This is a genomic window from Flavobacterium faecale (assembly GCF_048320115.1).
Taxonomy (GTDB): domain Bacteria; phylum Bacteroidota; class Bacteroidia; order Flavobacteriales; family Flavobacteriaceae; genus Flavobacterium; species Flavobacterium faecale_A.
Window position 1 is genome coordinate 1184458 of sequence record NZ_CP182943.1, and the last position, 26826, is coordinate 1211283.

At 34.1% G+C, this 26826-nt stretch carries 23 protein-coding genes; 10 read left to right on the forward strand and 13 right to left on the reverse strand.

The features are described 5' to 3' along the window. Window positions 1-46: 46 nt before the first annotated feature. The 4 genes from recO to gdhA form a co-directional block, all read right to left on the reverse strand. A complete protein-coding gene (recO, locus tag ACNH59_RS04945; protein WP_418264321.1) occupies window positions 47-760 on the reverse strand; it encodes a DNA repair protein RecO in 714 nt (237 codons plus the stop codon). 10 nt (window positions 761-770) lie between these two features. Then, window positions 771-1796, reverse strand: coding sequence for an acyltransferase family protein (locus ACNH59_RS04950; protein ID WP_418264322.1), 1026 nt, complete (start codon window positions 1794-1796; stop codon window positions 771-773). A 42-nt stretch (window positions 1797-1838) separates the two neighbouring features. Further along, window positions 1839-4121 carry a T9SS type A sorting domain-containing protein gene (locus tag ACNH59_RS04955; protein ID WP_418264323.1) on the reverse strand — a complete coding sequence of 761 codons (2283 nt, stop codon included), beginning with the start codon at window positions 4119-4121 and terminating at the stop codon, window positions 1839-1841. A gap of 134 nt (window positions 4122-4255) precedes the next feature. Continuing rightward, window positions 4256-5599, reverse strand: coding sequence for an NADP-specific glutamate dehydrogenase (gdhA, locus tag ACNH59_RS04960; protein ID WP_418264324.1), 1344 nt, complete (start codon window positions 5597-5599; stop codon window positions 4256-4258). Between the two features lie 234 nt (window positions 5600-5833). On the opposite strand from gdhA, the gene ACNH59_RS04965 reads away from it, so the two are divergent. Further along, window positions 5834-6637, forward strand: coding sequence for a THC0290_0291 family protein (locus ACNH59_RS04965; protein ID WP_418264325.1), 804 nt, complete (start codon window positions 5834-5836; stop codon window positions 6635-6637). A 178-nt stretch (window positions 6638-6815) separates the two neighbouring features. Here ACNH59_RS04965 and ACNH59_RS04970 read toward each other — a convergent pair whose 3' ends face one another. The 4 genes from ACNH59_RS04970 to ACNH59_RS04985 all read right to left on the reverse strand — a co-directional run bounded on the left by ACNH59_RS04970 (window position 6816) and on the right by ACNH59_RS04985 (window position 12125). Then, window positions 6816-7805 carry a Gfo/Idh/MocA family protein gene (locus tag ACNH59_RS04970; RefSeq protein ID WP_418264326.1) on the reverse strand — a complete coding sequence of 330 codons (990 nt, stop codon included), beginning with the start codon at window positions 7803-7805 and terminating at the stop codon, window positions 6816-6818. A 185-nt stretch (window positions 7806-7990) separates the two neighbouring features. Beyond that, window positions 7991-8506, reverse strand: a complete 516-nt coding sequence (locus tag ACNH59_RS04975) for a phosphoheptose isomerase (protein WP_418264327.1) — start codon at window positions 8504-8506, stop codon at window positions 7991-7993. Window positions 8507-8560: 54 nt separating this feature from the next. Continuing rightward, window positions 8561-9685, reverse strand: coding sequence for a glycerate kinase (locus ACNH59_RS04980; RefSeq protein ID WP_418264328.1), 1125 nt, complete (start codon window positions 9683-9685; stop codon window positions 8561-8563). Between the two features lie 133 nt (window positions 9686-9818). Further along, on the reverse strand, window positions 9819-12125 hold the full coding sequence (locus ACNH59_RS04985; RefSeq protein WP_418264329.1) for a chondroitinase-B domain-containing protein: 2307 nt from the start codon (window positions 12123-12125) through the stop codon (window positions 9819-9821). 729 nt (window positions 12126-12854) lie between these two features. Here ACNH59_RS04985 and ACNH59_RS04990 point away from each other — a divergent pair. The 3 genes from ACNH59_RS04990 to ACNH59_RS05000 are packed head-to-tail and all read left to right on the forward strand — an operon-like array spanning window position 12855 to window position 16245. Beyond that, the gene (locus ACNH59_RS04990) at window positions 12855-14291 is read left to right on the forward strand and encodes a circularly permuted type 2 ATP-grasp protein (protein WP_418264330.1); all 1437 of its coding nucleotides are present in this window, start codon (window positions 12855-12857) and stop codon (window positions 14289-14291) included. 35 nt (window positions 14292-14326) lie between these two features. Further along, window positions 14327-15280 (forward strand): alpha-E domain-containing protein, encoded by a 954-nt coding sequence (locus ACNH59_RS04995; RefSeq protein WP_418264331.1) that lies wholly within the window; start codon window positions 14327-14329, stop codon window positions 15278-15280. Window positions 15281-15285: 5 nt separating this feature from the next. Next, window positions 15286-16245, forward strand: coding sequence for a transglutaminase family protein (locus ACNH59_RS05000; protein ID WP_418264332.1), 960 nt, complete (start codon window positions 15286-15288; stop codon window positions 16243-16245). Between the two features lie 83 nt (window positions 16246-16328). On the opposite strand, the gene ACNH59_RS05005 is transcribed toward ACNH59_RS05000, so the two are convergent. The 3 genes from ACNH59_RS05005 to ACNH59_RS05015 form a co-directional block, all read right to left on the reverse strand. Next, the gene (locus ACNH59_RS05005; RefSeq protein WP_418264333.1) at window positions 16329-16985 is read right to left on the reverse strand and encodes an aspartate kinase; all 657 of its coding nucleotides are present in this window, start codon (window positions 16983-16985) and stop codon (window positions 16329-16331) included. Window positions 16986-17105: 120 nt separating this feature from the next. Further along, window positions 17106-17465, reverse strand: coding sequence for a YraN family protein (locus tag ACNH59_RS05010; protein ID WP_418264334.1), 360 nt, complete (start codon window positions 17463-17465; stop codon window positions 17106-17108). 69 nt (window positions 17466-17534) lie between these two features. After that, window positions 17535-18431 carry a S66 peptidase family protein gene (locus tag ACNH59_RS05015; protein ID WP_418264335.1) on the reverse strand — a complete coding sequence of 299 codons (897 nt, stop codon included), beginning with the start codon at window positions 18429-18431 and terminating at the stop codon, window positions 17535-17537. A gap of 243 nt (window positions 18432-18674) precedes the next feature. Here ACNH59_RS05015 and ACNH59_RS05020 point away from each other — a divergent pair, with 243 nt between their 5' ends. The 3 genes from ACNH59_RS05020 to ACNH59_RS05030 all read left to right on the forward strand — a co-directional run bounded on the left by ACNH59_RS05020 (window position 18675) and on the right by ACNH59_RS05030 (window position 22068). Then, window positions 18675-19775: an endonuclease/exonuclease/phosphatase family protein gene (locus tag ACNH59_RS05020; protein WP_418264336.1), complete on the forward strand. Its 1101-nt coding sequence runs from the start codon at window positions 18675-18677 to the stop codon at window positions 19773-19775. 81 nt (window positions 19776-19856) lie between these two features. Continuing rightward, the gene (locus tag ACNH59_RS05025; protein WP_418264337.1) at window positions 19857-20387 is read left to right on the forward strand and encodes a 3-hydroxyanthranilate 3,4-dioxygenase; all 531 of its coding nucleotides are present in this window, start codon (window positions 19857-19859) and stop codon (window positions 20385-20387) included. A 124-nt stretch (window positions 20388-20511) separates the two neighbouring features. Beyond that, complete coding sequence (locus ACNH59_RS05030; RefSeq protein ID WP_418264338.1) at window positions 20512-22068, forward strand: aldehyde dehydrogenase family protein; 1557 nt, start codon at window positions 20512-20514, stop codon at window positions 22066-22068. A 76-nt stretch (window positions 22069-22144) separates the two neighbouring features. Here ACNH59_RS05030 and ACNH59_RS05035 read toward each other — a convergent pair whose 3' ends face one another. Both ACNH59_RS05035 and ACNH59_RS05040 read right to left on the reverse strand, forming a co-directional pair. Then, a complete protein-coding gene (locus ACNH59_RS05035; protein WP_418264339.1) occupies window positions 22145-22642 on the reverse strand; it encodes a DUF6646 family protein in 498 nt (165 codons plus the stop codon). A 44-nt stretch (window positions 22643-22686) separates the two neighbouring features. Further along, window positions 22687-23421, reverse strand: coding sequence for a metallophosphoesterase family protein (locus ACNH59_RS05040; RefSeq protein ID WP_418264340.1), 735 nt, complete (start codon window positions 23419-23421; stop codon window positions 22687-22689). Between the two features lie 273 nt (window positions 23422-23694). Here ACNH59_RS05040 and ACNH59_RS05045 point away from each other — a divergent pair, with 273 nt between their 5' ends. From ACNH59_RS05045 to ACNH59_RS05055, 3 genes are all read left to right on the forward strand, one after another. Next, entirely contained in the window at window positions 23695-24315 is a 621-nt protein-coding gene (locus ACNH59_RS05045) for a hypothetical protein (RefSeq protein WP_418264341.1), read from the forward strand. Between the two features lie 58 nt (window positions 24316-24373). Next, window positions 24374-24667: a Bor family protein gene (locus ACNH59_RS05050; protein WP_418264342.1), complete on the forward strand. Its 294-nt coding sequence runs from the start codon at window positions 24374-24376 to the stop codon at window positions 24665-24667. Between the two features lie 426 nt (window positions 24668-25093). Continuing rightward, window positions 25094-26737, forward strand: a complete 1644-nt coding sequence (locus ACNH59_RS05055) for a DUF6377 domain-containing protein (protein WP_418264343.1) — start codon at window positions 25094-25096, stop codon at window positions 26735-26737. Window positions 26738-26826: the final 89 nt, after the last annotated feature.

Consider the following 26826-nt stretch of genomic DNA (forward strand, 5'->3'; position numbering starts at 1 on the left):
GTTTGTATTTTCAACTACATTTAACAATCGAAAACAAATTCTAAACTCAAGAAAAAACTTCTTTTAACACGTCTAACGATTTTGGATTTTTAAAACCGTCTAAATGCAGCTTATAATAATCCATTAAGACTTTCAAAAGAATTTGACGTTCCAGCACATGAAATATTTTTTGGTTGTTGTCAAATTTCAAACTGATTAATTTTTTAAACAATCCCGTTTGATGCTGTGTCAAAGTATCAACACCAATAAAAGGCGTAAATTGTCCTTCACGCATTTCGAAAAAAGATTGATCAATATCTGAAACATCAGGGTAAAAACCTAGGTATTTGGTTGCTTCCAATAATAAAATAAGATGAAAATTGGCAATTTCGTCATGATGATCCAACCACAACAAAGCGGTTTCTAAGAAATTAAAAAGCATTTCATTTTTTTCCTCTTCATGAATGGAATGATACAAAACTTCTGAAATAAAGAGCACCATCGTGCTTTTGTAAATATCCGAATGAATGGTTTGAAAAGGGGTACTAATCTTAATTTCTTTAAAATTCTCTAAAGTCCCTTTGTTTTTGTGAACCGCTTCAATTTCAAGAATCGAAAGCGGCTGAAAATAGGCAATTTTCTGGTTTGACTTTCGACCTGAAAAAGCCGAACGAACAAAATAAGACTTCAACCCGCTGGATTGCGTAAAACACCTGACAATCAAACTTTTCTCTTGAAATTTAATTGAGGAAATGACGATTGCTTTGGTTTTTATCTGCATGTCTTTTTATTTAAGCCAAAACCGGTTTATAGTCCTTCTTATATCTATCCAAAAATCTTTTTTCAATGGCAAACCATGAAAAAATGGCACACAAAAAAGTTATCAATATAACACAACACCCCATCAATATAGGGTTGTATTTTTCAAACAAATTAGAATGCCTAAAAACTTGAATTATTGGAAAATGATAAATATAAATACCATAGGTGAAATCACCATATTTGCCAAAATTATTAAAGAATGGAAAGTTATATGCCGAAATTATTACAATTGTTCCAAATGCGGCTGGATAAAACAATTCTATTTTAAAACGTATAAAATAAGCAAGTATTACAAATAGAATCGACCAAGCAAAAAACTTCTTTTTATAAAGCATTACATAATCAAACTTTAAAAACAATAAAATACCTATTACAAAATAAGACAAATACCCAGGTAATTGTTTAGCTAATAGAGGGTTATTAAAATAACAATCCATTACAAACCAATATAAAATAGAAAACAGATACAGACAACCAAGAACTACAAAAGCTTTTTTTATTTTTTTTATAGCATAAAAAATTAAGGGTAAAATAAGGTAAAAACCCTCTTCAACTTTTATTGTCCATAAAGCTCCGTTTACATCACACATCAAATTACTATCAAAAAGACCTGGTAGACATGGATGCATAAAATTTAAAAAAATAAAATTCCAACCTAAATATTTATACAAACCTATGTCTGAAAAATAATTAGAAGGAATAAAAACACTAAAGAATGCTAGAAATACTGTTGCAAGGAGAATGACTACAATATACGCTGGTAATATTCTTTTTGCTCTTTTTATAAAATATTTTTTCAATGAAACCGTATTTACATAACTTTTAGCAACCAAAAAACCACTAATTACAAAAAAACCTTTAACACCATAACTTGCATTAGTCCAATTATACAAGAAAAATAGACTTTTGTTCTGTGAAAGTTCAGCCAGATGGCATAGCAGAATATTTATCGCGAAAAAAAAACGTAAAAAATCAAAACAATTTTTATTATTCATATTTATAAGAAAAACAAGATAAAAATTTACTTTAGTGATAACTTATCTAATAATCATCACTTTTTTTACCTTCGTCTCAACACCATCCTCGCCAGCAATAAAAATCATATACACACCAGAAGCTACTTTGTACTTTCCAAATGCTGTAGTATCCCATTCAATTGTCCCTCCTTCAGAAGTTGTTTCGAATACTAAATTCCCTTCTACATCGGTAATTTTGACATTTGCTTGATCAATTAAACCAGAAACTTTAACCGTTCCCTGATATCCAGGACGAACAGGATTTGGATAAACATAGGCATTATTTAAATCAGAACTCGCTTTTGTTGCAGTTCCACTAAAAGAAACCATTCCTTTAGTAGTAGCAATAAAAACCTCACCAGTATTCCCTCGAATTGCTAAATCATTAATAGAATTACTCGGTAATGGAGAATTTTCTGTTGTGAAATGATAAATCGTTTTTTGTCCATCGGGTGAAACCAAAAACAATCCTGAATCGGATGTGGCAATCCACTTATTATTAGCCCCATCCACAACTATATCGGTAATAAATTGCTCGTATAATAATTCTTGAGCGAGGCCGTCTTCAAGGATTATGATAGGTTTTGTGGTTAGCTGGCCTTCTGTTTTGAAATCATTGATGTTTGAAAGAACTCGCAAACCCTTAGTTGTACCAATCCATAATTGATTATTATTGTCTGGTGTAGCAACTCGTCCATCATATATTGGTAAGTTGCCTTTTTCGGACCCTATTGTTATCTTTTTAAATATATTTCCGTCTTCATTAAACCCAATTATTCCATCATCACTTGAAGCAATCCATTTAGTACCAAATTTATCAATATTGATTCGTCCAAAACTAGAAAAGTTTGAGTTTGTCACAATCGATTTTGTAGAATAACTTTTCCAAGTTCCATTTGGATACAAGACTTTTAAACCTTTTTCTACCAAACTATTGTTTACCCATAAATTGCCTGTTTTGTCAAATGCTCCACCATTTATCCGAACATCATTGAAATAATTAGGTATAAATGTAATTTGTTCCAAATCACTATTGGTATTATTGTATAAGATTATAGGTTTATCATCTACTACTTTTAATAAGCCCGAAAATGAAGCTCCAAAATAAATTTCACTTTCCTTGTTGGGATTAATAATTACTCTACTTAAAGACAAAGCACCTAAAAGCTGCTCATAAGGAATATTTAACCAACCGCTATTCGTAAATTTACTAACCCCATAAGCATCCAATGGATAAGGATTATAGTTTCCAGAATAATCTCCATAAGACGCCCACAAAACATTGGGCGTAACATCAAATGCAAAAATATTATTTCTAGAAGGACCTGTTGGCGTAATGTTTTCTACTTGGGCTGAAACTACTATTGGAGTAACAAACAAACCTTGTTCTTTTGTACCCACATATACATTATCCCCTAATACAGAAGCGCAATTAAAAACTGAAGCTGTAGTTAATAATTGGGCATTACTTATTTGACGAATTAATACCAACTGTCTATTATAGATATAAACAGTTGTTGGTGTTGTTATTAGCAAATAATCACCACTACTTCTCATATCATTTACAGACTGGTTTACATTACTACTATTGATAAAAGAATTATTACTGTATTTGTGAATGCTTCCCGTACTGGTAACTGCAATTAACTCTGTATCAAAAGACTCAATTCCAGTCCAGCTTCCTGAAGCCAAAGTTGCCCATTGGTTGAAATCGATTAAGTTTTTATTGGAAACATCTGCTCTTTTAATACTGTTCGCAGTAGCTGCATAAATAAAACCATTGAAAATCGCTGTTTGAGTTATATTTAATTCGGATCCATTGTCTCCTATAAAATACGTGTCACCAAAAAGCATCGTGTTTAAGTTAAATTGAACAATCCCAAAACCACATGAAATATAGATTATCCCTTGATATTCCATAAAGTGATTGATTTTCTTCTTGTCAGAAGGCAACTGTTTGTTAAATATATCAACCACTTTCAAGATCTTACCATCACCTTCATTGAGGACTGTAAGCAACCCATTTTGATACCCAATTAAGGTTTTGTTTAAGGTGGGACTGTAGTATATTGCACTTATTGTTTCTCCAGACAATCCATCTATGGTTGTAGTAGTTTTAATTTCGTTAGTGATAGTGTTTTTAGAAAATAAGGCGTTCTCTGAAGCTGCAAAAACAGAATTAGCACTAACAGATAAGTCTTTAATTTCATTATATGAAAAATACCCTTTCCAAGATGAGTTACTTTGCGAAAAACTTATTTGTGTAACAAACAACAACAGAAAACTTACAATTATTTTTTTCATTATTCTCTTCACTTTAAGCCCACAAATATAGTATAAAGAAAAGAAAACAAGATTTTTAACAACATAAAAAAGTCTTCTGAACCTTTCTAACAAAAAAGAGAAGAATACAGAAGACCAATTACTTAATCCTAAAATCACACTATACCTTGAGCCAGCATTGCATCTGCTACTTTTACAAATCCTGCAATATTCGCTCCTTTCACATAATCTACATAACCAGTTGTATCCGAACCATATTTGACACAAGAGGCGTGGATGGATGACATTACTCCTTTTAACTTTTCATCTACCTCTTCAGCAGTCCAATTCATGCGTAATGAGTTTTGTGACATCTCTAAACCTGATGTTGCTACTCCTCCAGCATTTGAAGCTTTTCCTGGGGAGAATAATATTTTAGCATTTTGAAAAACTTTCAACGCCTCAAGGGTAGTTGGCATATTAGCTCCTTCAGTCACACACATACATCCATTGGCTACTAAAATCTTTGCTTCTACTGCATCAATTTCATTTTGTGTAGCACAAGGCATTGCAATGTCACATTTTACCTTCCAAGGACGCATATCTGAGACAAATTTAGCTTTAGGATATTTTGCCACATACTCACTAATACGACCTCTCCTATTATTTTTGACTTGCATTATATACGCTAACTTTTCTGCATTAATTCCTTCTTCATCATAAATATATCCTCCCGAATCTGACATTGTCACCACTTTAGCCCCTAATTGTATTGCTTTTTGAACCGCATATTGTGCCACATTACCAGAACCAGAAACCACTATTGTCTTTCCTTCTATACCATCTCCTTTGGTAGCCAACATGCTTTGTGTGAAATAAACCGCACCATATCCTGTAGCTTCGGGGCGAATTAAAGATCCTCCATATGAAATCCCTTTTCCTGTGAGAACACCTGTAAATTCATTTCGGAGTCTTTTATATTGTCCAAATAAATAACCTACCTCTCTAGCCCCTACACCTATATCACCTGCTGGAACATCTGTATCTGCTCCAATATGTTTTGCCAATTCAATCATGAAACTTTGACAAAAACGCATTACTTCATTATCGGATTTTCCTTTAGGATCAAAATCTGACCCACCTTTACCTCCGCCCATAGGCAAAGTTGTTAGACTGTTTTTGAAAGTTTGTTCAAATGCTAGAAATTTCAAAATACTCAAATTCACTGATGGATGAAATCGAAGTCCTCCTTTATAAGGACCGATAGCTGAGTTCATTTGGATACGAAAACCTCTATTGACCTGCGTGTTTCCTTTATCATCAATCCATGTTACCCTAAAAATAATAATCCTGTCTGATTCGACCATTCTTTCCAGAAGCATCTTATTTTGATACTTTTCATTTTCTTCAATAAAAGGAATTACTGTTTCGGCTATTTCCTGAACAGCTTGTAAAAACTCAGGCTCATTGGGGTTTTTTTTAGCAACCTCTTCTATAAATGTTGTGATACTTTTTGACATAATTTTTAAATTAAGAACATTAAGTAAACTATTTCGTTGTTTTACAAATATACATTTATAAAAAAAACTTTACAGTAGTTCAGCTGTTAAGATTGACTAAAAAACTCTTCAAATGAATCTTAACAATTAATAATCCCCATTCATATACTGTTATAATTTTGGGATATTTTTTATATAAAATTTAATTGGTACTTAGTATTTTATATCTTTGCTTTGACTAGAAATATCTACAAAATGCAAAAATTCCTCCTTGTTTTATTGCTTCTTCTATTGGGATTTTCAAATACAATTTGGGCTCAATTAGGTTTTTCGCATGAAGTGGGAGTTATTGCTGGCCCCGTTGCTTTTCAATCTGACTATGGGCAACGATATGACTACAAAACAAATATTGGCAACTCTGGTATAGGAATCGGAATCATTCATTACATCAATTTCTCCTATGAGGCCGAATGTAATTGCTACACCCCAGAAACCTACTTCAACGACCACTTCAAACTTCGTTCTGAGCTATCTTACAATAAAACCGATTTGGAACATTTAGGAGAATGGGTAAAACCTGAAAGAACTTCGCTTGGTGCCGATCAGTTAAGAGCCATGAAAGGAAGTACAGAACTCACCAACATTGGAATGCAGTTAGAATATTTCCCTTATAGCATTCGGGATTTCACTGCAAGAAATGGGAGCATTGGTCCGTTCATAAGTCTTGGCGCTCAATTTAGTTATTACAACGCCGAAGCTTATTCAACTCTTGGGCCGTTAGGAACACCTTTAAGCACCTACCCAAAATACCTAACACCATCAGATAACCGCCCCTATGGATTTTCGACTGAGAGTAACTCCGTATGGTCAATTGTAACCAGCCTTGGAACTAGATATAAATTAACTCCTTTACGAGATTTAATGATTGATTTGCGCTTTCAGTATTTTTTTTCCAACTGGGTAGATGGCTTAAACCCAAATCCTGAAATATACAAAGAAAACAAAGCCAATGACTGGTTAGTCTGGCTCAATGTAGGTTATATATACTACCTTCAATAAAATTAAAATCCCAATTCTAAAAGTATAGAATTGGGATTTTTCACTTTCTCAAACATCTTAAAAAAGAGAAAGTATTATTTTATCAGCTCAAAGACAAGACAATAAAGTTACATATTAATAGCCTAACAAACAATTATTTAAATTTATTTTTAAACAATTTTAACCTATTGTCAAATTTTTAAAAACCTAAAATTCTTTCTAAAACCCAGCTCGTATGCAAACCAGATTTCCCTGTGGAAGGATGAATCGTATTTCCTAATAAATGTTCTCTCATATTTTGTACATGGAAGAATTGTACATTCTCAGGATGGTTAATGAATTGTTCCGTCTTTCCCTTGTCATTAACCAGAACAATTGGATTTTCTTCAAATATTGCAAATTCAATTTTTCCCTTACTTCCTCGTATTTGCACGATATCTTCACGATCAGCACAGCCAAAATTCCAACTCCCTGTACCCGTTATTCCAGACTCATGAATCCAAGAGGCTACAATAGCATCTTTAGCAGTATAGAGCCCCTGTTGATTAGTATTAAAACCTGAAACTTTTTCTATATCCCCCAGCAAATATTCAAACAAATCAATTCCATGACTAGCCAAATCGTCAAAATAACCTCCTCTTGCAACCATCTCATCTGTCCTCCAATTGTAAACACCTGAAGTATCTTCGGGCGATGTTGTTTTACTCAAATGCCAACTCACATGCCTTACAATACCAATTTCATTTTCATCTATCCATTTTTTTATTTGCACAAATCGCGGCAGAGAACGTCTGTAGTAAGACACAAACAAAGGGATTTCTCTTTCCGCAAAGGCATTGTAAATAAATAAACTATCTTCATAACTAGGCGCCATTGGCTTTTCAATACAACATGGCTTTCCTGCTAGGGCTACTTTAAGAGCATAATATTTATGTGAATCTGGAGGTGTAGCTATATAAATGGCATCCACTTCTGGATCATTGATAAGGGCATCAGCATCCGAATAATATTTTTGAACCCCGTGTCTTTTGGCATAATCGGCACATTTTTCAATATCCCTACGCATTACTGCTTTTAGTTCAAAACCTACCACTTTTTGAAAAGCCGGCCCACTTTTTACCTCCGTTACATTACCACAGCCTATGATTCCCCAACGTGTTTTACTTGTAGTTGCTAATGTTACCTCCATATTTTTAGGTTTAGTAAACTCATTTAAAAAAGTTTAAAATTACTGAACCTCAAATTTAATTCAAATTAATATATTTCCCTCACTTTTATAGTGGATTGTAACAATATTAACAAAACTATTACTTATGACAATACCGTATTAAACACCTCACAAAGAAAAATAACCTGACCGCTTATTACTAAAAATCATCTTCCAAAATCATCTTGAAGCCTTACAATGTCTTGTTCATCTGAAGGATTTTCAGTGTCAGTATGTTGCCAAATTTCAGCTACAACACCCCACGAATCCAACCCTATCAGACGGTGACGTTCCCCTTTATTCATTTGAATAAAAGCTCCATAACTTAATTCTTGAATTGCACCTTCAGTATCATTCAAACTGGTTTTTACTCCAACTTTTTCACTTATAACTTTCCAAATTTCAGACCTCCTAAAGTGGTATTGCCAGGACAATCTTTTATTTGGAGCAACAACAAGTATTTTTGGACTTAATTTTTTGGTAATTTGAATTTCATCCAATTCAATATTGGGGAAAAATAATTTTGCAAAATCAGCTGCTTGACTTTCATCAATTACAAAAAAACCTCCCCACGGACGGGTTTCATCTTGGTTTATAACCTTAAAATCATACTCTTTCAAGACCTTCGCTACAGTTTTAAAAACCGTAATTTTATCCATTGAAGTTGTAATATCAAAATTCATTTTATTCTGTTTTATTTTTATTAATTATGTCAGTCTGTTTTAAAACCAGAACCTTTACTCGCAATACGATTTTATCAATAGATAACTCATTTCATTAAGATGAGACGATGCATTTTGTATAGCATCATCAACGGAAACTCCCAATTCCATTATAGACTCTACACAATAGGGCTTTAAATTTTTCTCAATCAAATTAGCATCCTTAACAACGCCAGCCAAAATAGAAAACGGTATTTGATTTTGATTTGCTCTTTCGCTAATGCCTTTTATCACTTTGCCTTCTATGGTTTGTTTGTCAACACTTCCTTCACCAGTGATTATCAAATCAATTTTATTCTTGACTAGAGCATCAAAACCCGTTTGTTCCATCACAAAATCAATTCCCGATTGCATCCTTGCATTCAAAAAACAAACGGCTCCTGCGCCCATTCCCCCTGCCGCTCCCGCACCAGGTAAATTGGCTATATTTTGCCCCAAATATTGCTCTACTTGATGACTAAAGTTTCTTAAACCTAAATCCAATTGTGCAATTTCATCTTCCGAAGCTCCTTTTTGAGCTGCATAAACATAGGCCGCTCCATTTCTTCCAAACAGAGGATTTTTTACATCACAAACGACCGTAAACTGCACATCATTCAAACTAAATGACAAAGCTCCACTGTCAATGCTTTCAATATGAATCAATTCTTTCCCTACAGGGTGAATTTCCTCTCCTTCTTTCGAGTAAAAACGATACCCTAGTGCCGTTGCCATTCCAATTCCTCCATCATTGGTAGCGCTTCCTCCAATAAACAAAATGATTTTATGAAAACCATTTTTTACAGCATCGAGAATCAATTGTCCCGTCCCAAAGGAGGTCGAGTTACCGCAATCTCTTTCGTTTTCCTCTACTAATAGTAAGCCTGATGCATTTGCCATCTCTATAAACGCCGTATCCTCATTATATTTATAGGTAGCTGTTGTCAATCGAAATAAAGGATCTTTCACCACAACCGAAGCTGTTTTTAAAGTGAAATAATTTTGTAAAATATCCAAAGTCCCTTCTCCTCCATCTGCCAGAGGATGTTTTATAGTTTCAATAGAAGCGTCAAATTTATGAATGCCACTTTCTATAGCGTTGCAAACTTCCATCGCCGTTAGCGAACCTTTAAATTTATCTGGGGCAATTAATACTTTCATTTATAATATTATTTGCAATCAATAATACGAAGATTTATCAAGTTTTAGCACACAAAAAAAGGGAAACATGCTCACACAAAATTCCCCTTTTTAACCAAAAAAACTATTAAAAAAAAACCAACCAAAAATGATACTAATACATCATCTTTTGTTTTAAATTCTGCTCAATTTTAAATTCACCCGAATTCTTTATATTATTATCCTTGGGCGCTTGACCTTTTTCACCCCATAAAAGTGCGATCAATGCAATAGGATTATTTGCAAAATTATTGTTTGCAATGGAAACATTTACAATTCCTCTTGTTTTGATCAAAATTCCAGCGGTTTCTTCCTTACCAGAATTAACTACTGTATTGTTTTGAAAAACAAGATTCCCTCCAATAGTAGACTCATCGTAGCCGCCACGGTAATAATCCAAAATACTCGATTGAATTGCATCAAATTTTGAGTTTTTGATGTACACAAACTCCGCATTGTATTCACCCAAATCTTCATCTTCATCGGCTAAACGAATACCTCTCTTACAATTTTTGAATACCGAATTGTCAATTGAAATTGTATCTGCAAAGGCATCTTTATATGCGTTTAAAACGGTATCAAAATCGCTTACTTCTATATTATTTGCCCACAGATTATAGGCGCTTTTCATATTTTTCTCCAAAGTAGCAAAAGCATACTGCTCTTTATTCCCTTTCAAAATCAAATTCTCTACTACCAAGTTCCCTTTTGGCTCCATCAAGAAAACTGGGCTTTTAGCAGCACCAGAATAAACAATGATAACTTTGCTTTTCTTGTCTTTCCCTTTAATGGTTAGCGTTGTATTAATTACTAATGAATTGTCTATTTTGTATGTACCTTTCTTCAATTCAATCACAGTACCTGAAGCTGCATTCGCAATGGCTGCTACTAATTCTTGAGTAGAAGCTACTTTAATAGTATTAGTTGGTACCGCTTTTTTCTCTGGAGAAAACCAGTTGGCACCATAAAATTTCATTGCAATTGATCCTTTTGATTTGTCTACTGGCAAAACAATGGCACCAATGGCATTAGAAGCAATTCTATCATTTCTAAAAAGATCTTTTTTGATGTTTTCAAAATCGAATCCTTGATATACCTCAGACTTATTTGCTGTAGGAACGTACAACCAATCCGAAATTTTAGTCATCGTGAAATTTTCGGTTTGGATTCCTTTGTCCTTTACATCACCATTATTAGTGCTGTTAAGAATATTATTTTTAAACAAAACTCCATCTACTATGTCATAGGCTTTTATTGGGAAATCATTCGGCGTTTGATTGTAAATAACATTATTCGCCACTACAGTTCTTTCTGGTCTAGCCGAGCGAATTTCTGTAGCAGGCAAGACATCCTTTTTATCCATATTTGCACCAACACTAAACTGCCATGGTGTGATACAATCTACAAATGTATTGTAGGCAATAACGGCATCAGTAACTTGGTTGTAACGATTTTGTGGTGCCTTAGGAACCCCATTCATTATCGCTAAAGCACTACGAAACTCTTCACCTTTTATTTTGTAAAAATAATTATTAGTAATCCAATGCCCTGTATTTATGACACGAACACCTCCCATAAAATCAGAGTTTTCATCACCTATAAATATGTTTCCATCAATCGTACAGTAATTTCCGTGACGCAATACTAACGACCCTTCAGATTTGTAGAAAATGTTATTTCTAAATTCGTTGTTATTTGACTTATTAGAAATAATTTCAACTTCACCATCGCATCTTTCGAACAAATTATTAGCCACCATCGTATAAGAAGGCGCCATTGAAGTCCCGCTATCTCCTATTTGAATCGTTTCACCATGTGGACCTCCTTTTCTAGGTCTTGGCCCAAAATGATTATTGGTAATTTGATGGTAATTGTTAATATGCTCATTACCTTTCAAGATCACCATAATCGTAGGTCCTTGATTGGATTTCCCAGTAATATAACAATGATCTAATTGATTGTTTCTTCCCCAAAATTCTACCCAGTGGTCATCTCGCACACGATTCAACTGTGTAAAATCCTCAATAACACATTGCGTCACTTTAGAGTGATTGGCTATGTTTTTTTTATCGATATGAAAATCAATAACCGTATTAGAAGGGGTATAACCATTTCTAAAATACAATCCACGTACTTCAAGATAAGTTCCTCCTATTTTCAAATCAGAAACCCCTTCAATGAAAACTTTTCCTGAAGTTTCTGCACGTAAAACTATCGGCGCATTCTGAGTTCCTTTTCCTGTAAATTGAATTTGAATATCTTTCCAGACACCATTAACCATTACTATTTCATCACCCGCTTTTACAGCTTTAATGGCTTCATTTAGCTCTTGTTGATTTGAAACCTTAATACTCTTACCCGCATCATTAGGACGAAACGAAAACAATAAAAAAATTACTCCTAAGAAAATTACATTCTTCATGACTTTGTCTACTTAAACTATTCTATTAAAAATACATTTTTAAAGATAACTGGTATTTTTTTAGTGACAATTAAAACACTACCACCAAACATATTACCTTTTCAAAATCCAAATTGGTTTACCAGTTTGGATTTCCAAATATAAACATAATTATTGATTCTAATCGCATTTCTTTTAAAAATAAAAAAATTATAAAATCATCTACTACCACAAAAGAGAAACCATAAAACGCAAGAGCATTAACAATTTCATCATATTTGTATTTTTTAACCAAAATGAAAATCCCTTTGCCATTTTGCATGCAGTGATCACTTTTTCAAAAACTGCAATTACTATAGCTGATTATCCAAAAGGTACTGAGTTTAATTATGTGTAGTCATCCAACAAATTGTTTTCATCGTTAAATCATTTTACCTCATGGAACTAATATTTTGTATACTACTATTACGACTAAAAAGTCCTGAACACCTGAAATTGAACAACCAACTTTATAGATAACATTGTCTCAATCACAATTAAGTTAGTATTAATACCGTAAAAAAAAGCGAAAGAAAAATAGTATTCTTCAAAAAAACGAGATTAAATAACCAAATACATATTTCTTGAAAATATTATAAAAATTGCACACAAAAACGCTTATTTAAGAATAAAAAAATAAGTAAATTAGTGAATTGAATGAGTTTTTATAACCAAAATTAACTATTTATTAAATTTTTAATAATATCGGGTATGATAAAATTAACACCGACTTTAAACCCAAAAGGATGGGATGAGATGTTTTCTAAAGATGGAGTAAGAGAACCATATCGTCAAGTACTACAAACATTAGAAAGTTTAAATCTAGAAAAGCTAACTCAAAAGCAAAAGCAAGCCTCCGATATTTTTATGAACCAAGGAATTACCTTCACGGTTTACAGTGATGACAATGAGGGAATCGAACGTATTTTCCCATTTGATATTATTCCTAGAATTATCACACAACAAGATTGGCTAGAAGTAGAAACTGGAATTGCACAACGATTAAAAGCATTAAATTTATTTCTAGAAGACATTTACAACAATCAACACATTATCAAAGACGGGATTATTCCAGCGGCCTTGATCGCATCTTGTCCCCATTACTTACAAGAAGTACACGGAATAAAACTGCCGCATGATATTCATGTTCATATTGCAGGAATCGACTTAATTCGTGGAGCAGAAGGAGAGTTTTATGTTCTTGAAGACAATTTAAGATGCCCTAGTGGTGTGAGTTATATGCTGGAAAACCGAGAAATTACTAAACGTGTTTTTCCTGAAATGTTCAAATCCAACAATGTCAGTATGGTGGTGAATTACCCTATGATATTTCACAACATTTTGATTTCACTATCCCCACGAGCTATTTCAAACCCTAATGTAGTTTTATTGACTCCAGGAGTATACAATTCAGCTTATTACGAACACACCTTTTTGGCCAGACAAATGGGAGTGCCTTTAGTAGAAGGACGGGACTTAATTGTCAACAACAACAAAGTCTATATGAAAACCACTTCAGGCTTACAGCAAGTAGATGTTATTTACAGAAGAATTGATGACGAATACCTGGACCCTTTGGTTTTCAAACCAGACAGCGCACTAGGAGTACCTGGACTGATTAGCGCATACAAACTAGGAAATGTAGCCTTAGTCAATGCTGTTGGAAACGGTGTAGCCGATGACAAAGCGGTCTATGCCTATGTTCCACAAATGATAAAATACTATTTGAACGAAGAACCTATTCTTAAAAATGTTCCAACCTACCAAATGGAAAACAAAGAAGAAAGAGAACACGTTTTTGCTAATATGGAAAACATGGTAATCAAAGAAACCAATCAAAGTGGCGGCTACGGAATGATTATGGGCAACAAAGCAACACAAGAAGAATTGGAAGCTGCAAAAATTGCCATTGCTGCCAATCCAAGAAACTTTATAGCACAACCCATTATACAACTCAGTACTGTTCCTTGTTTTATTGATGGCGAACTAAAACTGCGACATGTAGATTTGAGACCTTATGCATTATGTGGACCCAAGGGAGTCGAAATTGTACCCGGCGGACTAACGCGAGTCGCTTTGACCGAAGGCTCATTGGTGGTAAACTCCTCTCAAGGTGGTGGCAGTAAAGACACTTGGATAATGAAATAATCGATAGGACTCTATAAATTTAAAACAAAACAATTATGGCAGTAAATATGTTAAGCCGTGTGGCAGATGGAATCTATTGGCTCAATAGATATATGGAACGAACTGATGGAATGTTGCTTACTCTAAACACTTTATTCATCATGTCCTTCGATCAAGAAACGAATGATTATCAAGGATACAAACCTTTATTAGAATATTATACCGACTTATCTCCCGAAGAGATAAATGAGGTACAATACAACACTAGTTTTGTGTTGAAATACATCATCTGTGACACTAAGAATATCAATTCAGTCAAGAATTTAATTACCAAGGCCCGTGAAAATGCCAGAGGCTCACAAGATAAAATCACCAAAGAACTTTGGGAACACATCAACTCAATGTACCATTTCATCAATGCACCTGAACTTCCTGTGCGACTGGAAACCGCAGAAGCCATTGGCATATTATCAAAACTAAACAAAGACTTCTTACTCTATAACGGTATTGTTCATGTTACCATGCCACGTGGATTATCTTGGTGTTTTTCCAGTATAGGTAAAAATTTAGAACGTTGTTTGCAAACAATCACTTTCACTCAGGCTTACTACAAACCCATCAATTATAATTTAGAGGGTGATGAAAATTTAATGTATTGGCGAAAATTACTTTTATCACTTTCAGGTTATGAATTGTATATGAAAAGTTATAGCAACATTCCACACAATCGCAAAGTGGTGCAACAAGTCATTTTCAATAAAGAATTTGCGCATTCTGTAATTTACACTTTGGAACTGATTGAGACCAATTTAAACTGCTTATTCAAAGACAATCACTTGAGTGAGGCCAGAACCATGCGCAATCATTTTGGAAGGTTAAAAAGCGCTATTGAATTTACCGATTACCACAACTTAACGAACGAGCAATTAGAACATATCCTAGAGGACACAAAAACACAATTGTATAAATTTTCAGCTGATTTTTCCAAATTATTCTTTTCTTACACCTAAAAAAGATGGCAGTCTTCAAAATCGCACATATCACCAAATACCAATACAATTGGCCAATAAAAGAGAGTATAAACGAAATTCGTCTGTTTCCTCATAATTTTGAAAACCAAGATGTATTGCAATACCAACTTTTGATTACCAATAATCCTGAAGTCGCTTATTCAATTGATGGTCATGGTAACAAAGTAGGCAATTTTAGCACCATGGACACTCATTCAGAAATGGTGATTGAAAGCCGTATGGTTGTTCGTGTCAATCATTCACTTAAAATTCCCGATATCGACCATGCTACTGTACAAGATTTAAACCCTGAAAAAGCAAAAAACATTGCCTTGCTTCGGTTTTCATATCCTGAATCCATTCAAAAACAAGAGTTAATCAACACTATTTTAAGCGAAATTGGAACTGAAAACAAAACCATTATCGCCCTCGCACAAGAATGCTCAGCCTATATCTACAAAAACTTCAAATATTCAAAAGGAATTACTAACATTAACACTACTTTGGATGAAATCCTAGAAATCAAACAAGGAGTTTGTCAAGATTTTGCTCATGTACTATTACAACTTATGAGAACCGTTGGAATCCCAGCTAGATACGTTAGCGGCTATATTTGTCCTAACAAAGCGGGTTTAAGAGGCGAAGGAGCGACTCATGCTTGGGTCGAAATCTATTCTCCATCCCAAGGATGGCTAGGCATTGATCCAACCAACAATATTTGGACTATGGACAATCACGTCAAGCTATCAGTAGGTTTGAATTTTAATGATTGTACCCCCGTAAAAGGAACTTTCAAAGGTTTAGCCAAACAATCCTTATCTGTACTTGTATCGATTGCCTATGAAGATGGCCGAATGTTTGAAGAATTCAACGATGTTCAATTACAAGAAATACCTGCAGATATAAAAGCGCAATTAGATTTCATCGAACAAAGTCGTGAGCAACTCATTCAACAACAACAATAGAATTCTTTACTAATTCAATACAAAAGCGGCTATCTGTTAGTTTTCAGATAGCCGCTTTTACTATACATTTTTCTTTATGAAATTTAGTTTTTCAAATCTTTGATTACTTTGAAAGCCACATCAACTTGTTCTTCACTTACCAAAATGGTAAACTCATTTGAGGTTGAAATCACTTCATTAATAATGATTCCTTCCCATGCCAAACGTTGGAAAATGAAATAATAGATTCCAGGAATCACGATATTCTCCTTTGGTAATTTAACTGTAATCGAAGCTAGATTATCTATTTTTTGAAGTAATTTTTCGTTTACAAAATGTTTGTCTACTAATGCATTTACTGTATTACTGACTACAATATTGATTTCATTTACACCACGTGAAGAGGTGTAAAACACATCAGGAAAAGCATTAATATCCGAAATTAATTCAGCTTGTTTGTTTAAAACCGTTTCAGAAACCGCAAAAGCATAATCTGTCAATGCCGATCGTACTGTAATCTCTCCAATGTTCTTAATTACCTTATTGATCTTATGATTCAATCTAAAATCCAATTCTTCTGTTAATCGCTTTAGAGACATTACTACAGCCCCTTGCTTTACTTCTTTTCCGAATTCACTTTCTAACTCTGACATGATGTTTCGAGATAGGGAAGTCAAATTAATAATTCCGAGTGATAAAGCATTCAATAAAAAAGGCTTTGTCTTGATGTAGTTCTCTACAATTGACGATACAGTTTTCATATTCGATATTAGGTATTTATACTTAGTTTTTGCTGTTGTTTTTCTTACGCTTGTTTTAAAAACTGAGGCAAAGATATATAAAAAACAATTTGTTACAAATATAACACGTAAAAATTTAACCTAAAAATAATAAAAAGCGCCTGTAAGGTGTTCTATTACAAAGGAATTATCCTTTTTATAGATTGAAATTACGTCAAAACGAACCTCCACATCGAGATCTCTTGCGCATACGTATTCGTCTACAGCCCTTGTAAGTAGTCGGATTTTCTTTGTATTAACCGCGTCAATTGGTAAACCAATTTCTATCGACGAACGCGTTTTTACCTCAACAATTGCAAGTGTATCATTAATCCTACAAACTATATCGATTTCGGATTTTTGATAACGCCAATTACGTTCTAAAATAGCATATCCCTTTTCAATTAGAAAATCTACGGCCATTTCTTCACCTAATTTCCCTAATTCATTGTGTGCTGCCATAACGATATTTGCGTTCAAAAAATTAAAAAATTAAGTATCGAAACTAAGTATGTTTACTCCTCAAAAAAATCACTCAAAAACTACCGTCGTTTTGGTTTCGTTTACATCCATGGTAATGGTATTTCCTAAAATCAAAGCACGGTTGTCTTGAATATGACCCGCAGGAAAATTAAACACGATTGGTATATTATATCGCTTTGTAACGTCATCAATGATTTCAAGAGCATTTTTTCCCCAAGGAATATCATTATCTTTCATACTACTCATAGCTCCCACCAAAATACCATTGATGCTTTCTAGACAGCCATTGCGTCGTAAATTCATCATCATGCGATCTATATGATACAAATATTCGTCTAAATCTTCAATAAAAAGGATTTTACCCGTACAATCAATTGCCGAATCCGAACCAAACAAACTATATAAGATAGACAAATTCCCACCTACCAGCTCACCACTGGCTTTCCCCAAACGATTCATCGCATGAGGAGGAATTTCATAGCTCAGTTTTTCTCCAAACAATACGATTCGCATACTTTCTACAGCATCTTTACTCGCTTTTGCAACGCTTATAGGCATAATCCCATGTATCGATTTATACCCCATGGTATTCAAATGATTGTGCAAAACCGTTACATCACTAAATCCAATAATCCATTTCGGATGTTCTTTAAACTTGGTAAAATCCAGCAAATCTATGATGCGGACGGTGCCATACCCACCACGGACGCACCAAATAGCTTTAATATTAGGATTATCCATTTGTTCCTGAAAATCAGCTGCTCGTTCCTCATCGGTCCCTGCTAATTGATGTTCTTCAAGCCCAATGGTTTTCCCTATTACAACTTCAAGTCCCCAACGATGCAACAAATCAATCGTAGGTTTCAAATTATCTACATTGTTTTTTCGAGCGGTGGATACAATAGCAATAGTATCCCCTTTTTGCAAATAAGGAGGTGTAATCATAGTATTTTGAGATTGAGAATTGAAACTAATAAAACTAAATAATAAAAGTACACATTTGTATCTTTTCACGAAAGAGTTCATAGACCAAAAATTAAGAAGACACATGACTTTAATTTAGATGAGATAAAACTTGGCCGCTTATCAAAACAGCTTCAAACAAAGATAACATTATTGAGACTAAATTTTAAATAACATGTAGATTCTTATACAAAATTGTATATTTACTACACTAATAATCTTACAATGAAAAACTTCTACTTTGTACTGGCAATTGTCATTTGTTTTAGTTTAAAAAGTATGTCACAGCCCAAAAAATACAAAATTCACACCCTTGCTTTTTACAACTTTGAAAATCTCTTCGACACCATTAATGACCCATTCACACGTGATGATGAATGGACTCCCAGCGGTCTCCAACAGTGGAACACAAAAAAATACAATCAGAAATTAGCCAACCTCTCTAGAGCGCTAGCTGAAATTGGAACAACAGAAAACTCAAATGCCCCTACTATCATAGGCTGTTCTGAAATTGAAAATAGAACTGTCCTAGAAGACTTAGTCAAACAATCTTTAATCATTAATAAAGACTATGGTATCATCCATTATGATTCACCTGATAAAAGGGGAATTGACGTGGCGCTACTCTACCAAAAACAATATTTCAAACCTACTTCATACGTTAACATTCCCTTACTAATTTACAATAAGAAATTCAAAGAAAAAACCAAATCGATTACCAATCAAACCGCAGAAGATGAGCTAGAAACTTTTGCCCATGACGAACGAATTTATACCCGAGACCAACTGCTCGTAACTGGATTTCTCGAAAATGAAGAAGTACACATCATTGTCAACCACTGGCCTTCACGCTCAGGAGGCGAAAAAAAATCCGCCCCACTTCGAGAACTTGCTGCTGCATTAAACCGAAAAATAATGGACTCTCTGCAACGGATTAATCCCGATGCCAAAATCATTACCCTTGGAGATTTGAATGACGGCCCTTTTAATAATAGCGTAAAGAAAACACTAAATGCCAAAGCTAAAAAATCCGAAGTCCAACCACTAGGCATCTTCAATCCCTATGAGGAAATGGCTAATAAAGGCCTTGGCACCATCGCTTATCGAGACAGCTGGGATATTTTTGACCAAATCTTAATGACTCATTCCTTGATTCAAAATGACTTTAAACAATTTCAATTCTGGAAAGCAGGAATATTCAATCCGCCTTTTCTCATTCAAAATTCAGGACCTTACAAAGGCTATCCAAAACGCCATTCGAATACTGAAATAGGCTTTAGCGATCATTTTCCAGTGTACATCTATTTGATAAAAGAAACAAAATAACACCACTACTATACGCCACTAGTTTTCGTTTTTATGCCATCCTTTTTGTACCTTAGCAAATCAGACCTAAATTTAAAAATAATGGCTATAGCAAAACCTTTTAATCTTCATAAATGGATTGACGAAAACCGTCATTTACTAAAACCACCTGTAGGAAATCGTAATTTATACAAAGAATCAGGTGATTATATAGTGATGATTGTGGCTGGACCCAATGCCCGTAAAGACTATCATTACAATGAAACGGAAGAGCTGTTTTACCAAATTGAAGGTTCTATTAAAGTCATCATCCAAGAAAACGGGGAGCGCAAAGAAATGATTCTGAACGAAGGCGATATGTATCTGCATCCCGCTATGATTCCGCACTCACCTGTACGTTCTGAAGGGTCAATCGGACTGGTAATTGAGCGCAAACGCAAAGGCTTAGGACTCAAGGATGGATTGCTATGGCACTGTGACAATTGCAATCATAAGTTATACGAAGTTCATTTTGAATTACAAGACATCGAGAAGGATTTCTTAGAACATTTTAGGCATTTTTATAGTTCAGAGGAATTAAGAACCTGTGATAACTGTGGAACGGTAATGGAGACCGACCCTAGATTTATATAAATAAACCGAAGCTTCAGAATTCGCTTCGTAAAAATCGTAAAAATAGCCTTTTCCAATCGGACTTACCTTTAACACCAGAGCTGGAAACAACCTACTCTTTTTAATCTTTTACCTTTCTTTTAGCATGACATCTATAGCAACTCAAATTAAAATTAATGAAGTACTGGAACAACTGGGAATCCAAGAAATAAATCCTGGAACTTCGACAGGAAGCCAACATTTCTCAACTGGAGACATTCTAGAAAGCTACTCCCCAGTTGATGGACAATTGATTGCCAAAGTAACCACCACAACTGCCTCCGAATACGAAAAAGTAATTTTAACCGCTACAGCAGCTTTCCAAACTTTTAGACAAATCCCAGCACCGAAGCGAGGAGAAATCGTAAGACAGTTTGGAGACAAACTACGTCAAAATAAAGAAGCTTTAGGAAAATTAGTATCTTACGAAATGGGGAAATCCCTCCAAGAAGGTTACGGCGAAGTACAAGAAATGATTGATATTTGTGATTTTGCCGTTGGACTATCCCGTCAATTGCACGGTCTTACCATGCATTCAGAACGTCCTGGACACCGGATGTACGAACAATACCATTCCCTTGGCATTGTCGGTATTATTTCAGCCTTTAATTTTCCAGTTGCCGTATGGGCTTGGAATACTGCCTTAGCTTGGGTTTGTGGTGATGTATGCGTTTGGAAACCCTCTGAAAAAACGCCTCTTTGTGGCATTGCATGTCAAAACATCATTGCCGAAGTTTTAAAAGAAAACAATCTGCCCGAAGGAATCTCTTGCTTGATTAATGGTGACTATACGGTAGGAGAAAGAATGACACAAGATTCTCGTATTCCGTTAATATCAGCTACAGGTTCTACTCGCATGGGAAAAATAGTAGCTCAAACCGTAGCGGCACGACTAGGCAAATCATTATTAGAACTAGGAGGCAACAACGCTATCATTGTTACTCCTGATGCGGATATTAAAATGACAATCATTGGTGCTGTCTTTGGTGCTGTAGGAACGGCAGGACAACGTTGTACTTCTACACGAAGACTTATTATTCACGAAAGTATTTACAACAAAGTAAAACAAGCTTTGACGGATGCTTACAAGCAATTGCGAATTGGAAATCCATTAGACGAAAACAATCATATAGGCCCTATTATTGACCAAAATGCGGTAAAACAATACCAGCAAGCCCTAGATAAAATCATCAAAGAAGGCGGCAAACTAATCGTTCCTGGCGGTGTTCTTTCAGGCGAAGGATACGAAAGCGGTTGTTATGTACAGCCTGTCATTGCAGAGGTCGAAAATCATTTTGAAATCGTACAATGCGAAACCTTTGCCCCTATTCTTTACCTAATGAAATACAGTGGCTCTGTAGAAAGTGCTATAGCACTTCAAAACGGAGTTGCCCAAGGCTTGTCTTCAGCCATTATGACCAACAACCTTAGAGAAGCTGAATTGTTCTTATCGGTAGCCGGTTCTGACTGCGGAATTGCTAATGTTAACATTGGAACTTCAGGTGCTGAAATCGGAGGTGCTTTTGGAGGTGAAAAAGAAACCGGTGGCGGCAGAGAATCTGGGTCCGATGCTTGGAAAGTTTACATGAGAAGACAAACCAATACCATAAACTACACGACAAGTTTGCCATTGGCACAGGGAATTAAGTTTGACTTGGACTAAACAACAATTATAGACCATCATAAAAAAAGGCAATTGAAGTTATTTTCAATTGCCTTTTTATAGCATTAAATTTTACTTATAAATTAAATGACATTCCGATATTAAACACAAATTGATTGTTTAAATTTTGAAATCCATAAGTCGTAGGGTCATATTTAGCAATTGGAATCCCTATTTCGCTAAACAATCCAAAACCATCCGAAAAAAAATAGCGGCCTCCTAAGTGAGCTCCAAAATTCTTCAAACTCAAATCTAATCCTGGATAAATGTCTACATTATCCCCCAGATTCAAAACATTTCCAATATTTGCATTAAAACGGATTTTAGCATCAAAACGATCTTCAAAATTTGGTTTATTTCCTTCACTATTTCTTCTCACTGAAAGCAAATAAGACGAAACCAAACCGAAAGACATATTAGCTCCTAATCCAAAATCAGTTGACAATCGAATACCCGAACCGCCGTCTTGGATATTTGCACCGATATCAAATTTTGTATCTCCTTTACCTTTAAAAGCTTGTGCATGCACAAAAAAGGCAGTCGATAATAAAAACAAAGTAAAAATCTTTTTCATATTTTTCAAATTAGTTAACAATATACTTATAAATCTAAATAATCTTATTTATTCCTACCTTTCTCCCCTACATATAATTGATTTAAAGGCTCACTTTGCCAAAACTCTTTCGTATCAACATCCAAAATAGTTAGAGGACCTTTAAAAGCCGCTCCTGTATCTATGTTCCATATACAAGCTTTTTGAACAGGAACCGTCTTGTTAATTCGAGTCACAGGGGTGTGACCAATATAAATCTCATCATATAATGTCAACCTCTTAGGGTATAACAAATCATTGGGTTTGATGGCTGAATCTATAGACAATGCAGTTTCCCATAAGGTTCTGTCCCAGTAAAAAAGCTTAGAAAAATATTCATACTTTACTCCGTTCATGTTCGTAAAACCAGCATGAACAAAAAGTCGGTTTTTATCATCTAAATAATAATCATCTAATGAAAGTAAGAAGTCAATATGCAACTTTTTTCTCATTGTATCTACCTCTTCATAAGCCAATACTGTAGCTTCACCCCCATGTTCGTACCAAAGTTCGTTGTCTTTGGCATCCTTTAACCAATGCAATAACAACTCATCATGATTGCCTCTAATGAAAATGCATTTATTAGTGGCTCTTAATTCTATCAAATAATCAATTACTTGAGGAGCTTGGCTCCATCCGTCTACATAATCACCTAAAAATATTAAAGTATCATTTGGAGTTACGCCCGCTCGCTCTATCACTTGATGCAAAGCGCGCAATCCTCCATGAATATCTCCTATTACTAATGTTCTCTTTGACATAAATAAAATAAATTACTAACGCTACAGTCGCAGGTTTTTATAAAAATAAGAAAAACTGTGATGTTGAAAGTTTTTTTATCGCTTTTTTTTAAAAAAACAAAAAAATCATCAAAAACACATGAATGTCACTTTCATAATTCTTCCTAAAAAAACAAACATAAATATACCCACTTTTGGTGATTGTTTCGCTTAAAATTACAGATTAGTTTTACGCAAAATTTATCAGCAAGCTATTCCTCATTAACATCAGTACTAATCAAAAAAGAAACTATTATGAAAAAAAGAATTACTCTTTTTCTTTTCTCAATCACCATCATCTTAACTAGCTGTGCTACAGGATACAAATCTATTGATCCAGAAAAATTAAATTACAATTCTGTTAATTCTAATGATGGGATGATACTTTCATACAAATACGGTTTACTGGATAAAAAATATTTCCGAAAAGAGAAAAACAACAAATTAAAGTTAGTTGCTATCAAAATCACAAATACAACCAACAAAAGCATTGTTTTTGGGAATGACATCAAATTATGTTATGAAAGTGGCTCAGAGCTCTATCTTCATGATAATGACTATTTGTTCAAAACACTGAAACAAAGTCCCGCTTCACATTTACTATACCTACTATTATCCCCTTTGAAGTTCTATACATATTCTACTAATCAGTATGGGCAACAAGTAGAGAATAGTTCATTTCCAATAGGAGTATTTGTAGGCCCTGGAATTGCTACAGGAAATATTATCACGGCTGCAAAGGCGAACTCCAAATTTAAAAAAGAACTAATGCAATACAATATCAGTGGCCAAACAATCAAAAGCGGCGAAACAGTTTACGGGTTAGTTGGGTTCAATGCTACTTCTTATGATGCATTAAAGCTAAAAACCAACTAATCATTTTTACTAATATGACTCAAAGTGAGTAACTCTATTATAATTTAAAATGAAAAAAATGAAAAGAACTTTCAAAATGTTATCAGTAGCTTTTGCTGCATCAGTAGTATTATCTTCTTGTTATTCTTACACTAGTGTAGTAGGTAAAGGAGCCCAAGGAAATTCTCAAGTTACTCAATGGAATCACTACGTAATTGGAGGTCTAGCTCCTGTAGGTGTTTCGGACACTAAAGCAATGGCTGCTGGAGCCGAAGATTACACCATATTTACAAGACATTCATTTGTTAATGGACTTATAAATGTAATTACTTTTGGAATTTACACTCCTACAACAACAACAGTAACAAAATAATTTGAAATGAGGCGGAGGTTCATACTTCCGCCTTTTTTATATGTTCCAATAGAAAAATATAAAAAACCTTATTGACAAAAATTAAAAAATCTACAAATGAAAAGAATTGCGCTATTTATTAGTCTAGTAATAAGCCTATATCTATCCCTTACTTTTTTAAATATTCTAATCCATCCCTTAAAAAGATGGGAGAATTACAATTTGATACCTTTTGTTGGTCTATTATTGATGTCAGCTCTTTCGGATACCTGACTTATCTATATTCAAAACCTATTAAAAGATAATTACACAATTCCTCTACAAAGCAATCACATTACTAGAAAACCCATCGAATCTGTTTTTAGTAAAACTTTCATTTATTTAAACACCCTATACATGCATAATGTTATATTTTATTTAAATTAGCACTAATTAAAATACCTACTAATGCACAAATTTTGGACTACTGTATTTATTATCTTTTTTCCAATATTTCTATTTTCTCAAACTGAAATTGAGTCCTTACTTGATAAATTAGACGAGACCATTAATAACAGTGCGCAATATCGGGCTAAGAAAGAATCCGAGATAACGAAGCTAAACGAACTGTTAAAATATACTTCAACAAACATTCAAAAATTTGAAATCTACGGTAAACTCTATGGAGAATATCGTTTTTATCAGTCAGATTCTGCTTTAAGTTATGCGAGAAAAAGTTTGAGAATCGCAAATCAATTAAAAGATTTAGAAAAGATTAATACGGCCAAATTAAACTTAGCTTCCATAATGGAAACCCTAGGGATGTACAAGGAAGCCACTGAAATTTTAAACAAAATAAATATTGAATCTACTCCTGAACTTAAAGGATCATATTTTGGAGTAAATAGTTCACTATATCTTTCCATGTCTTTCTATGCAGCTTCAGAAGAAGAAAAAAACAAATATGTAACTATTAGAAAACAGTACAGTGATTCTATTTTAAGCTTTTATCCCGTTCAATCAAAATCACATCTTTTTACACAATCAAACCGACTAATTGACAGCGGAAAATATACTAAAAATCTCGATTTATTACTCAACTATTTTCCTAAAATGAGTGATAACGACACAGACCAAGCTGTAGTAGCTTACCTCATTTCGCAAACCTATCAACGTAAAAAAGACTATGAACAAGAGAAAAAATGGCTAATTATATCGGCTATTTCCGATTTAAGATTGGAAAAAAAAGAGTACATATCGTTGCGTGCTCTTGCTTATCTTTTATACAAAGAAGGCGATATTGATCGAGCATATAAATACATCAAACGTTCTTTGGAAGATGCTTTGTTTTGTAATGCCCGATTAAGAACCTTTGAAATCTCGAGAATGATGCCCATCATCAACGAAGCCTATGAGAAACAAAATGAAACTAATCGTAAGCAATTGGTTTTATTCCTGGTTAGTGCCAGCATCCTAGCCCTCATTCTTTTGGTGATTTTGATTTTGTTATTCAAACAAATGAAAAAACTAGCCAAGGCTAAAAGAGAAATTAGTATTGCCAACAAGCAGTTCCTTGTACTCAATCAAGACCTAAAAATATTTAATGAAAAATTAAACGAGACCAACACTACTTTAAAAGAAGCTAATCTTGTAAAAGAAATATATATCGGACATTACCTTGATCAATGTTCAACCTATATCAGTAAATTAGACGGCTACCGACGAAAATTAAATATTATACTTTCCAGTGGTAAAACTAAAGAACTTGCCCAAGTGATCAAATCTAAAGAATTCATCGAAGAGGAATTAAAGGAGTTTCACAATAATTTTGACAAAACATTTTTGTCTCTTTTCCCTAATTTTATTGAGGAGTTCAAAAGTTTATTAACAGACAGCGAAGATATTAAACTAAAAGCTGGAGAATTAATGAATACTGAATTACGAATCTTTGCATTGATTCGTTTGGGAATCACAGATAGTGTAAAAATATCTGAATTCTTGCGATATTCTTTATCCACTATTTACAATTATAGAACCAAATTACGAAACAAAGCTGTTGGCCCTCGTGATGAATTTGAATCTAATGTGATGCGCATCGGAACCAATAAATAATTTTTTGATATTTAAAAACAGCTCGTTTTTTACTCATTTTGAGCAAAAAACGAGCTGTTTTACACTACAGAATCACTACTTTTTTTTTG

Coding starts and splice junctions, on each gene's coding strand:
- recO (WP_418264321.1), bottom strand. CDS start 760: ATGCAGATAAAAACCAAAGCAATCGTCATTTCCTCAATTAAATTTCAA.
- ACNH59_RS04950 (WP_418264322.1), bottom strand. CDS start 1,796: ATGAATAATAAAAATTGTTTTGATTTTTTACGTTTTTTTTTCGCGATA.
- ACNH59_RS04955 (WP_418264323.1), bottom strand. CDS start 4,121: ATGAAAAAAATAATTGTAAGTTTTCTGTTGTTGTTTGTTACACAAATA.
- gdhA (WP_418264324.1), bottom strand. CDS start 5,599: ATGTCAAAAAGTATCACAACATTTATAGAAGAGGTTGCTAAAAAAAAC.
- ACNH59_RS04965 (WP_418264325.1), top strand. CDS start 5,834: ATGCAAAAATTCCTCCTTGTTTTATTGCTTCTTCTATTGGGATTTTCA.
- ACNH59_RS04970 (WP_418264326.1), bottom strand. CDS start 7,805: ATGGAGGTAACATTAGCAACTACAAGTAAAACACGTTGGGGAATCATA.
- ACNH59_RS04975 (WP_418264327.1), bottom strand. CDS start 8,506: ATGAATTTTGATATTACAACTTCAATGGATAAAATTACGGTTTTTAAA.
- ACNH59_RS04980 (WP_418264328.1), bottom strand. CDS start 9,685: ATGAAAGTATTAATTGCCCCAGATAAATTTAAAGGTTCGCTAACGGCG.
- ACNH59_RS04985 (WP_418264329.1), bottom strand. CDS start 12,125: ATGAAGAATGTAATTTTCTTAGGAGTAATTTTTTTATTGTTTTCGTTT.
- ACNH59_RS04990 (WP_418264330.1), top strand. CDS start 12,855: ATGATAAAATTAACACCGACTTTAAACCCAAAAGGATGGGATGAGATG.
- ACNH59_RS04995 (WP_418264331.1), top strand. CDS start 14,327: ATGGCAGTAAATATGTTAAGCCGTGTGGCAGATGGAATCTATTGGCTC.
- ACNH59_RS05000 (WP_418264332.1), top strand. CDS start 15,286: ATGGCAGTCTTCAAAATCGCACATATCACCAAATACCAATACAATTGG.
- ACNH59_RS05005 (WP_418264333.1), bottom strand. CDS start 16,985: ATGAAAACTGTATCGTCAATTGTAGAGAACTACATCAAGACAAAGCCT.
- ACNH59_RS05010 (WP_418264334.1), bottom strand. CDS start 17,465: ATGGCAGCACACAATGAATTAGGGAAATTAGGTGAAGAAATGGCCGTA.
- ACNH59_RS05015 (WP_418264335.1), bottom strand. CDS start 18,431: ATGATTACACCTCCTTATTTGCAAAAAGGGGATACTATTGCTATTGTA.
- ACNH59_RS05020 (WP_418264336.1), top strand. CDS start 18,675: ATGAAAAACTTCTACTTTGTACTGGCAATTGTCATTTGTTTTAGTTTA.
- ACNH59_RS05025 (WP_418264337.1), top strand. CDS start 19,857: ATGGCTATAGCAAAACCTTTTAATCTTCATAAATGGATTGACGAAAAC.
- ACNH59_RS05030 (WP_418264338.1), top strand. CDS start 20,512: ATGACATCTATAGCAACTCAAATTAAAATTAATGAAGTACTGGAACAA.
- ACNH59_RS05035 (WP_418264339.1), bottom strand. CDS start 22,642: ATGAAAAAGATTTTTACTTTGTTTTTATTATCGACTGCCTTTTTTGTG.
- ACNH59_RS05040 (WP_418264340.1), bottom strand. CDS start 23,421: ATGTCAAAGAGAACATTAGTAATAGGAGATATTCATGGAGGATTGCGC.
- ACNH59_RS05045 (WP_418264341.1), top strand. CDS start 23,695: ATGAAAAAAAGAATTACTCTTTTTCTTTTCTCAATCACCATCATCTTA.
- ACNH59_RS05050 (WP_418264342.1), top strand. CDS start 24,374: ATGAAAAGAACTTTCAAAATGTTATCAGTAGCTTTTGCTGCATCAGTA.
- ACNH59_RS05055 (WP_418264343.1), top strand. CDS start 25,094: ATGCACAAATTTTGGACTACTGTATTTATTATCTTTTTTCCAATATTT.